Annotated in this window: 8 protein-coding genes; 3 read left to right on the plus strand and 5 right to left on the minus strand. The window is 25.5% G+C overall.

Translation table 11 applies throughout. The annotated features are described in order from the left end of the window. Positions 1-71: 71 nt before the first annotated feature. The gene (locus tag SH09_RS09585; protein WP_042739432.1) at positions 72-689 is read left to right on the plus strand and encodes a winged helix-turn-helix domain-containing protein; all 618 of its coding nucleotides are present in this window, start codon (positions 72-74) and stop codon (positions 687-689) included. Here SH09_RS09585 and SH09_RS09590 read toward each other — a convergent pair. The 4 genes from SH09_RS09590 to SH09_RS09605 all read right to left on the minus strand — a co-directional run bounded on the left by SH09_RS09590 (position 686) and on the right by SH09_RS09605 (position 5,674). Continuing rightward, positions 686-1,231: a flavoprotein gene (locus SH09_RS09590; RefSeq protein ID WP_042739433.1), complete on the minus strand. Its 546-nt coding sequence runs from the start codon at positions 1,229-1,231 to the stop codon at positions 686-688. The genes SH09_RS09585 and SH09_RS09590 overlap by 4 nt on opposite strands. 15 nt (positions 1,232-1,246) lie before the next feature. Continuing rightward, positions 1,247-2,503: a lanthionine synthetase C family protein gene (locus SH09_RS09595; RefSeq protein WP_082039211.1), complete on the minus strand. Its 1,257-nt coding sequence runs from the start codon at positions 2,501-2,503 to the stop codon at positions 1,247-1,249. Continuing rightward, the gene (locus tag SH09_RS09600) at positions 2,490-5,450 is read right to left on the minus strand and encodes a lantibiotic dehydratase (protein WP_042739434.1); all 2,961 of its coding nucleotides are present in this window, start codon (positions 5,448-5,450) and stop codon (positions 2,490-2,492) included. Before SH09_RS09600 ends, SH09_RS09595 begins: the two co-directional genes overlap by 14 nt. A gap of 65 nt (positions 5,451-5,515) precedes the next feature. Then, a complete protein-coding gene (locus SH09_RS09605) occupies positions 5,516-5,674 on the minus strand; it encodes a gallidermin family lantibiotic (protein WP_042739435.1) in 159 nt (52 codons plus the stop codon). 157 nt (positions 5,675-5,831) lie between these two features. Between SH09_RS09605 and SH09_RS09610 the strand changes: the two genes are divergently transcribed. Next, positions 5,832-7,475, plus strand: a complete 1,644-nt coding sequence (locus SH09_RS09610; protein ID WP_042739436.1) for an ABC transporter ATP-binding protein — start codon at positions 5,832-5,834, stop codon at positions 7,473-7,475. Positions 7,476-7,490: 15 nt separating this feature from the next. Here the strand turns inward: SH09_RS09610 and SH09_RS16925 are convergent, their stop codons facing one another. Then, entirely contained in the window at positions 7,491-8,483 is a 993-nt protein-coding gene (locus tag SH09_RS16925) for a YdcF family protein (protein ID WP_042739437.1), read from the minus strand. A 160-nt stretch (positions 8,484-8,643) separates the two neighbouring features. On the opposite strand from SH09_RS16925, the gene SH09_RS09620 reads away from it, so the two are divergent. Next, positions 8,644-8,843: ATP-binding cassette domain-containing protein (locus SH09_RS09620; RefSeq protein ID WP_042739438.1), on the plus strand; the 200-nt coding region annotated here is incomplete at its 3' end.

The following is an 8,843-nucleotide window of genomic DNA, read 5'->3' on the forward strand; positions in this document are numbered from 1 at the left end:
ATGGATAAAAAACATTATGGAAGAGGAAAACTGGACGTATACAAATTACTTAAAGATTGAAGGGAAATAATATGATTGCTATTAATATTGTAGGTGAGGTAGATTCAACTCTTACTGAAAGTATTTTAGAATTAGATAGAAGGATTACAATCAATTCTTCGAATATAGATCCTGATTTTATAATTGTATATGAGAAGTTTGATGAGTATTATATGTTTTTAAAAGAATCTATAGAAAAATCACCAATAATTGTAGTGACAGGTAATAATAGTTATAGTAGAGAGTGTTATTTTTATAGTTTAGGAATAGATTTATATATTGTAAGGAATAAGGAAATTAGCAGCATAATAATATGTAGAGTTTTGAATGAGATAAAAAAGCATATTAAATACATTGATGATGAATTGATAGACTTTGAAAATCAACAATTTGTATTTAATAATCGTTTAATAAAACTTTCTAATATAGAATTGAAAATTCTACAATATTTATATTCTAACCTTGAAAGATATGTGTCGAAAGATGATTTAAAGAAAAATGTTTGGGATACAGAAGACTTTGTTGATTCTAATACAATAAATGTATATATACATCGATTAAGAGATAATTTAAGAGTGTGCAAAGAAATAGAAATTATTAATGAACGTAAAATTGGATATAAACTTTTGATTAAAAAAGACCTTTGTTAGTCCAAAGGTCTTTTTTCGGAATTTAATATAAAACTTAATACATTTTCAATATTTGGCATTGTTATGCTGTTTTTGTAGAGTCCGCTAGATATTTCAAATGATTTATTCACATCAGGCGGATATACTTTTACACTATTATTTTTAAGTAAATCAATATTTTTTTGTAAGAATGGATTTTCCCACATTTTTATATTCATATTTGGAAATATATAAAGACTTTTATATCCTGTCAAACATACAGTAGTTAAAAGATTATCACATATGCCGCTAGCGATTTTATTAATGGTGTTTGCAGAAGCAGGTAATACTAAAATATACTCATGATTTTCTACGATATTAATATGATTCAAAAGAGGATCTTGAGTTTCATCGTACAAATTATCACAAAATAGATTGAGTACATCAGTATTTATAAATTTTTTGCTACTCGGACTAAATAAAATATTAACTTCCTCAAAATATTGCTTTAATTCAACTATATAGTGATTAATATTAACCACATTTATTGATGCTGTAGCGCATATCAATAATTTTCCATGCATACCTTACTCCTCCTATTACATTATTAAAAACATATCTTTCCAATTTTTCCTACTTCGATTTTGTGTATCAATATAATCTAATAGAGATAGAAGAACACCCAATTGCCCTTCTAGAATCCCAACTTTATTTTTATAAATTTTCTTACCATATGAGTATTCTATATCTTGAAACATAAAATTATTTTCTTCAGAATAATGATCAACAATTTTTTTGACAATGGTTTCAAGATAAGTATTTACTTGCGATAGGTTAAAATATTTATTAGCTTGATGAATAATAGTTAAGTGTGAAGCTAGTCCATGGCAAAAAGTTGGACTGATTAAATCTTCATTATTCTTTTCTATTATAGTAAGTAAAATATTTTTGGAAGTATTAATTAATTCGCTATCATTTAATGCTTCGCCAGATAAAAGTAAAGTGTTCATAATACCTGTATCACCGTAACACCAACCATTTCTAACAGAATAAGGAGGGGTGTATTTTTCTAATATATCATAGCGATCTAACCACTCATCATTATGTTTGAATTCAGACTTTAGTAAAAATGAAGTGAAGTCATATAAAAACTGTTCATGATTTTCGATTTCAATTCCCTTCATTTTACTCATAGCTACTAATGAAAGAGGACCTAAAATACCATGTGCTAATCCTAAATTGATATTCCCCGAAGGGAAATTTTGTTTATCTATATCTAAAAATTGATGCTTATTTGAAACTAACCAGTTATTTTTGGAATAATGAATTTTTTTAAAATAATTAAGTATATTCTTTAATACTTTTTTTGCATCATCATTATATGAGCTTCTATTTAATAGATATCTTCCTATTCCAGAAAGCCCTTGTATTACATCATAATTAGTAGGAGTCACTTCTAATTCATTATTATTAAAAAAATCAATAACGTATTGAATAATTAAGTGATCAATTTGTTTTAAGACTCCCTGATAAGAATACTGTTTATCTGACGCAATATCTATCGCAAATCCGATGCCTGAAAGCCCGCTGAAAAGTGAAAATCCGTCAATGCCATTTTCTAGATAACTACCTAGTTTTAAAATATATTGATGTATAGTATTTTCTAGATCTTTATTTAAGACTTCTTTTGATTCATGTAAAAAAAGTATTATACCTGGGTAACCATGAGATAGAGTATAAGGATCCCAATATTCACTTTGATTTTCTATAGTGTATATAGCTTGTTCAACGTCAGACAAAAAGGCAATTTCTTTTTCTAAAATTGTTTTAATATTATTAATATTAATCACGACCATCCCAGTACTTTTTAGTTTTTGTAATTTCGTTAAAAATAGATAAAACAAATTTTTCTTTTTCAGGGTTAATTCCAAATATTCTATTACAGCGCATGTGAATAAAACTACCAATTATTCGAGAGCGAGACGTATATAAATTTTCTTGTAATGTATGTTTAAGAGTCTCTAAAATTGAAATTTTATTAAATAAAAACTCATGAAGCTTTGGTATTTCTTCTTTTAAAAATTGATAATTATTTTTTGAATTAGTCAGTTTAGCTAACAAATTTTTATATTCTCTGATTTCATTGTTACGATATAAATCCTCAGCATTGTTAATTAAGATTTCTTTTTTCTCACTGTCACTAATGTTTAATTGTTCTATTAAAAATTCTATTGATATAGCAACAATAAATTCTTTTGAAAATTCAAACTCTGTTTGTATTATATTTATTGAGAGTAAACTATCATACATAAAGAATTTCTCGACATTTTCAATGACATGAGGGCCACCATATCTGTATACTTCGGGAATATAATCAACTATAGAATAGTCATTTAATTCACTATTTAATAAACAATAATCTTTCCATTTTTTTATGAAAGGATAAATTTGAGAATAATCTTCGTCTTCTCTAAATAACCTTAATTTTATAAAATCTTCATCTTTTTTAAATTTTATATAAAAAAATTCATTAATATGTTTGTTCACTTTTAGTTCTGTTATAAAAGGAAATAGATAATCTCTAATGAAATTATCTTGGTATGTTTTAGGAATACTTAAATGGATTGAAAACCAGTCTCTGAGACTATGGAAGTTCTTATTTCTATTTTTAGGTATAATAAAATGTTTTTCTTTTAAATGGGTTTTCTTATATAATGGTGTAACAATTTCTAACATTCGTTTATTATCAGATTTGTTAATATAACTCTCTAATATTCGGATTCTTCCATGTTTTTTTAGCTCCTTTTTTAATATAACGAGATGCTTGTCATTCAATAAATTTAATAGTAATCGATTATCTCCAAAAGCAATAATTACATTTTCAGGAATACCCCATTTCTTTCTAATAGTTGTGAATGTATTTATCCAATCTTTAGATTCAGAGAACATTTCCAAATTTAATTTCCAAGTAGCTGGTTTCAAAATAATATTTTTATAAATAATTCTTGGACAGAAAGGCAATGTGTCGATACTTTCTTCAGTTATAGGCTGTATGAATTTAGTTTTTTCGAACGAAACCTCTCTTAAAAATTTATATAATTCAGATCCAAATTCATAATTAAACATTGAATTAGATATGAATAAAATTCTTGAATTGTACTTTTCGGAATACAGATAAAGTTTGTTAAATGTGGCCCCAACAAATATATCATTTATATCTACATCACTTTTAGGTAAATTTAAATTTAAGGAAGTATCGAATATCTTATTGTTATTCAAAATATTTACATTTCGTGAATTAAGAGGTGCTTCATTCAATTGACTTATTTTCAAATCATTTTCATTCATATAATGATTGTAACGTTGTACAATCTCTTCCTCTAATTGATTTCTCTTTTTTGTATCAAAAGCACCAGTGAATCTTCCGAAGGTAGCACCTGAATTAAAAGAACCTAATATTGGGCTTATAACGGCGTATTCGTCATAACCATCTATTAAATTTCCGAAATAGATTTCACTATAAATTTCAGTTGAAACAGGTGCATCTGTTTCAGAAGCTGTATTGTTTTTTTCTAGTTTTTTTATATCAGTTTCTGTTATTTCAATATGGCTATGATTTTGAATAGCAAGTAAGTACTTTTCTTTTAGAAATGCAATATTATTAGAAAAACTATAATTAGCTTTTTGAGGATAACCAAAGCCATTTATATCAGAGAGTAATTGCTTTACATTTACTAGTTGTTCAAATCCGTATTTATCCATAAAAAATTCATGATAATTTCTAATTGTTTTTGTACCAAAGTGATTCGGAGACAATAACCAGAGAACATATGCAGCTTCACTAATATTATTAGCTAAACTTTTTTTTAATTCGTTTTTTGAGTAATCCACGTATGTATCTATTTGCAAATAATTTTTAGAGTCAAATAATTTAGACATTAAATTAATAATATATAAATAATTAGATTCACCTTCCCCTAAAGGAATTTTAGAATATTTCTTTATTTCGTTTGAAATATTAATAAGTGATTCAACTAAACTGTCTTTAGAGTTTAGATTTTTAATAATGTAATCCAAAGGGTTTTTATTTTCTAATCCAGGTCGCAAATTAGAAAATAAAATTTCTTTGTTTATAAGTTCTTGAATAAATAATTTCACATCTTCTTTATTCTCTACGTTAAACTCATTTGATATCAGATGTATAAGCTCTTTATAAGTGATATTTTCATAAGATTTTTCATGTATAAACATTAATATAGTGTTGTACTTGACAGATAATGCATCATTATCTTTATTTTTGGTTATTGATGAATTATTATCTAAATATAAACGGTTGTTGTAAATATAATTTTGCTGATTCCATATAACAATACTGTCTTTGTAATATGTGTAATCACTTTCTAAATGATGAACTAATTGGTATAACCATTGACCGTCTACTTTTACATCTTTTTTGTGGCATGAAGGGTCTTTAATTTTTATGTTATTATTTTCCGTGAATTCTCCTAAAGCTACACCACTTAACATTCCATATGGCGTGCTTCTAGTACTCATTCTTATGAGATATTTTAAAATGCTTTCTTTCGCATTTCTGGCTTTTTTATTATTTTTTTCAAAATCTATTTTACTAATACTTTTATAAAGATTATATGTAGTTGTCATTATAGATTCTTTAATTATTCCATTTTTTAAAAGTAAATTGTAATTTATATCATTAGAATTTAAATGATGTTTATATGTTTCTATTGAAAATAATGGGGTTCTTAGCATGTATAAATTTGATGGTCCAAATATATTATCCAATTTTATTTCACCTCAAAATTAAGGCAGAGCCTCTATTGAGACTCTGCCAATTTAATTCTTTTGAATTAACAACAGTAGCTATTGAAGCTACCTGTTTTGGCACATCCAGGAGTACATAAAAATTTACTAGCAATTCGTGGTTCTGCGCCTGAATCATTAGACTCTTTTGCATTTACTTTAACGTCAAGATCAAAAAGTTCATTTTTCTCTTTTACTGCTTCCATTTTAAACACTCCTAAAAATTTTATTAAAAAGAATTATACAATCCTTTTCGGTTGTTATTTTAGTACTATAAAAAAGAAATTACTATATATTATTCAGAAAATTACAAAAGTGTAATTTTTTCTTGTGTAATCAAACTATATACTAATAGTATATAGTTTGAAAGGTGATGATATTATTAGAGGTTTATATGAGCTATGGAAAATAACCAAGCCTAATACCATACTTTTAAGCATTGGATTACTATTTAGTTTGATTGGAACTAGCGTTTCATTATATATTCCTTTAATAATTAGAAATGACTTGAATGAATCTAGTATTTCAACTAATACTGTTGTAATTATCATTTTATGCTTTGGATTGACATTAATTTTTTCTGGTGTTTCTACTTATATTTTAGGATATATAGGTCAAAAAATAATACAAAATATTAGAATAGTTACTTGGAATAAGTTAATAAAATTACCTTATGATTTTCACTTAAAAAATTCAGCTAGTAATTTAACTAGTAGATTAGTAAACGATACTATGAACATAACTAGAATTTTTTCTGAAGAACTATCTACTTTTTTGACAAATTTATTTTCAGTTATAGTATCGCTGACTTTTTTATTTGTAATCAATAAAACTTTGACTCTATATTTAATATGTACATTACCAATATTGGTAATTGTAATGTTACCTATAGGTAAAGTAATGAAAAGAGTATCAAGCAAATCCCAAGAAGCAACTGCTAACTTGTCTTCTTATTATAGTAATAGATTATCTATAATAAAGTTAATTAAAACTTTGAGCACATATAACGTTGAAAGGAAACATAATTACTCTCTATTAAAAAAATTGTTTGATATAGAGTTACATAAAATTAAAGTATTGTCTTTTTTTGAGCCAATTATGAACTTGCTTCTATTTGTTAATATTTTTGGCATTTTATTCTTTGGTTATTACCTAATGGAAAATAATGTGATGAAAAGTGGAGATATGTTCGCTTACATCTTATATTTATTTCAAATAATTAATCCAATAGTATCCATCACATCTTATTGGACAGAGGTGCAACGAGCAATTGGAGCTTCAGATAGAATCTTAAAAATAAATAAAGAGCAAGAAGAAGTTTTTACTGTCGACACAGCTTATAATAATGTTGCTCAAAAAGTGAAAATAAATGATTTGAACTTTACAATAGAAAACAAGCAGATAATAAATTCTATAAGTTTGAATTTCTATAAAGGTTATATTTACAATATCATAGGTGAAAGTGGTTGTGGAAAAAGTACGCTATTAAATATATTGGCGGGATTAAATACAGGTTATACAGGAAATATATATTTAGATGATTTTGATAAGGAGCAGTTCTCTAAATACGAATGGAGAAGCTTATTTAGTTATATAACACAAGATCTTCAAATTCTAGAAGATACAATTTATAATAACTTGATTTATGGAATTGATGAAACTAAAAATATAGAAGAAGTTCGAGCTGCCTGCGAAATGACTAATTCTTTATTTTTTATTCAAAATTTAAAAAATGGTTTTAATACCCAAATTTCCCCAGATAGTATCAATCTATCAATTGGACAAAAACAAAGGTTAGTACTAACTCGCGCTTTTTTACAAAAAAAACCTATCATTTTACTAGATGAAGTCACTTCTAATTTAGATAAAGAATCTCATAAATACATAATTAAATCTATTGAGGAGTTAGCTCAAACTTCTATTGTCTTAAATGTAACGCATAGACATGATAAAAATGATTTTTCTAATAGTAATGTTAAATTAATAGACTTTAGGCAATTTAATTAAATTGCCTAAAGTCTATTATAATTTAAACAAGGTGAAAACCATCCAAAATATAAGTGATATAATTATACATAGATGAAATACCCAATCCATCTTTAATATTGCAATAAGCTCTCTAATAAAAGCATTAGTAAAGAAATAATTTTTGGTTTTACTACCTAGACTATAAAAATGTTGGTATTTGAGTTTTTTAGCTATGAATACTGCTCTTAGTATATGGAAATTATTTGAGCATATTAAGATATTAGTATTTTTTTTAATTAATTTCTTTGAAAACTGTAAATTTTCATATGTACTTTGTGATTTATTTTCGCATATTATCTTGTTTTCATTTACTCCTTGTGATATCAAGTAATTTTTCATTGCTTGTGCTTCTGAAATTCTTTCGTCTTTACCTTGTCCTCCGCTCAATAAAAATTTTATATCAGCGTCTTTTTTAGAGTCGAAAAAGTTTTTACCAATATCTATCCTACTTTGCAAAAGAGGAGGCACCTTATCTTCTATTAATCCAGACCCTAAAACTAAAATATATCTTATATTATTATTGACCTTTCTTCTTGAATAAAATAGAGATAAAATAAAGCAACTAATAAATAAACTAAGAAAATATATAAGTAAAGATACAATAAAGATATATACTACAAATATATATGATGCTAAAGATTTATTTATAAAAAAAGCAACAGGGGATGTGACTATTATCCATAATAACAACAAAGATAAACCAAGGCTCAAAAGGTTTGATAATCTACTTCCTTCTTTTTCAAGAAGTTTTTTACTATTAAAAATTAAAAAAGCTATGAATACTAGTATTGATAAGGAAAGTATAATAAACATAGACGCTATAATATAAATACTAAAGTTAAATATTACTGATATATAGTAGAAAAATAGTAAACCGAAAATAAGTTGTGCTGTAGCTACAATATAAATGTTAAGTCTACTATGCTTTTTAAACAAAATCACAGTAGTTATAATTAGAATCAATAAAAGTAATATTAAAAGATACATATATGTCCCCCTTATCTTTAACTCTATTTTCTACAAATATATCACATTCTTGTATTCCAATATAAAATTACATATTAGTAATTCTAACAATATTGTTAGGCTATATATACTTTTTAAATGTTAAACTTTAATAAATTAAATCTTAAAGGAGGATTAAATTGTGGATTATTATAAAATAGAAACCCAAAAATTAACTAAGCAATTTAAAAAAGAAACTATTTTAAAAGACATCAATTTAAAAGTCTATCCTAATGAAGTTTATGGACTTTTAGGAATTAATGGAGCTGGTAAATCTACTTTGATGAAAATTATATGTGGAATATTGCCACAGACAAATGGTGATGTCTATTTAGACGGTTC

It is taken from the genome of Staphylococcus gallinarum (assembly GCF_000875895.1).
GTDB lineage: Bacteria > Bacillota > Bacilli > Staphylococcales > Staphylococcaceae > Staphylococcus > Staphylococcus gallinarum.

Coding starts and splice junctions, on each gene's coding strand:
- SH09_RS09590 (WP_042739433.1), bottom strand. CDS start 1,231: ATGCATGGAAAATTATTGATATGCGCTACAGCATCAATAAATGTGGTT.
- SH09_RS09605 (WP_042739435.1), bottom strand. CDS start 5,674: ATGGAAGCAGTAAAAGAGAAAAATGAACTTTTTGATCTTGACGTTAAA.
- SH09_RS09595 (WP_082039211.1), bottom strand. CDS start 2,503: ATGGTCGTGATTAATATTAATAATATTAAAACAATTTTAGAAAAAGAA.
- SH09_RS09585 (WP_042739432.1), top strand. CDS start 72: ATGATTGCTATTAATATTGTAGGTGAGGTAGATTCAACTCTTACTGAA.
- SH09_RS16925 (WP_042739437.1), bottom strand. CDS start 8,483: ATGTATCTTTTAATATTACTTTTATTGATTCTAATTATAACTACTGTG.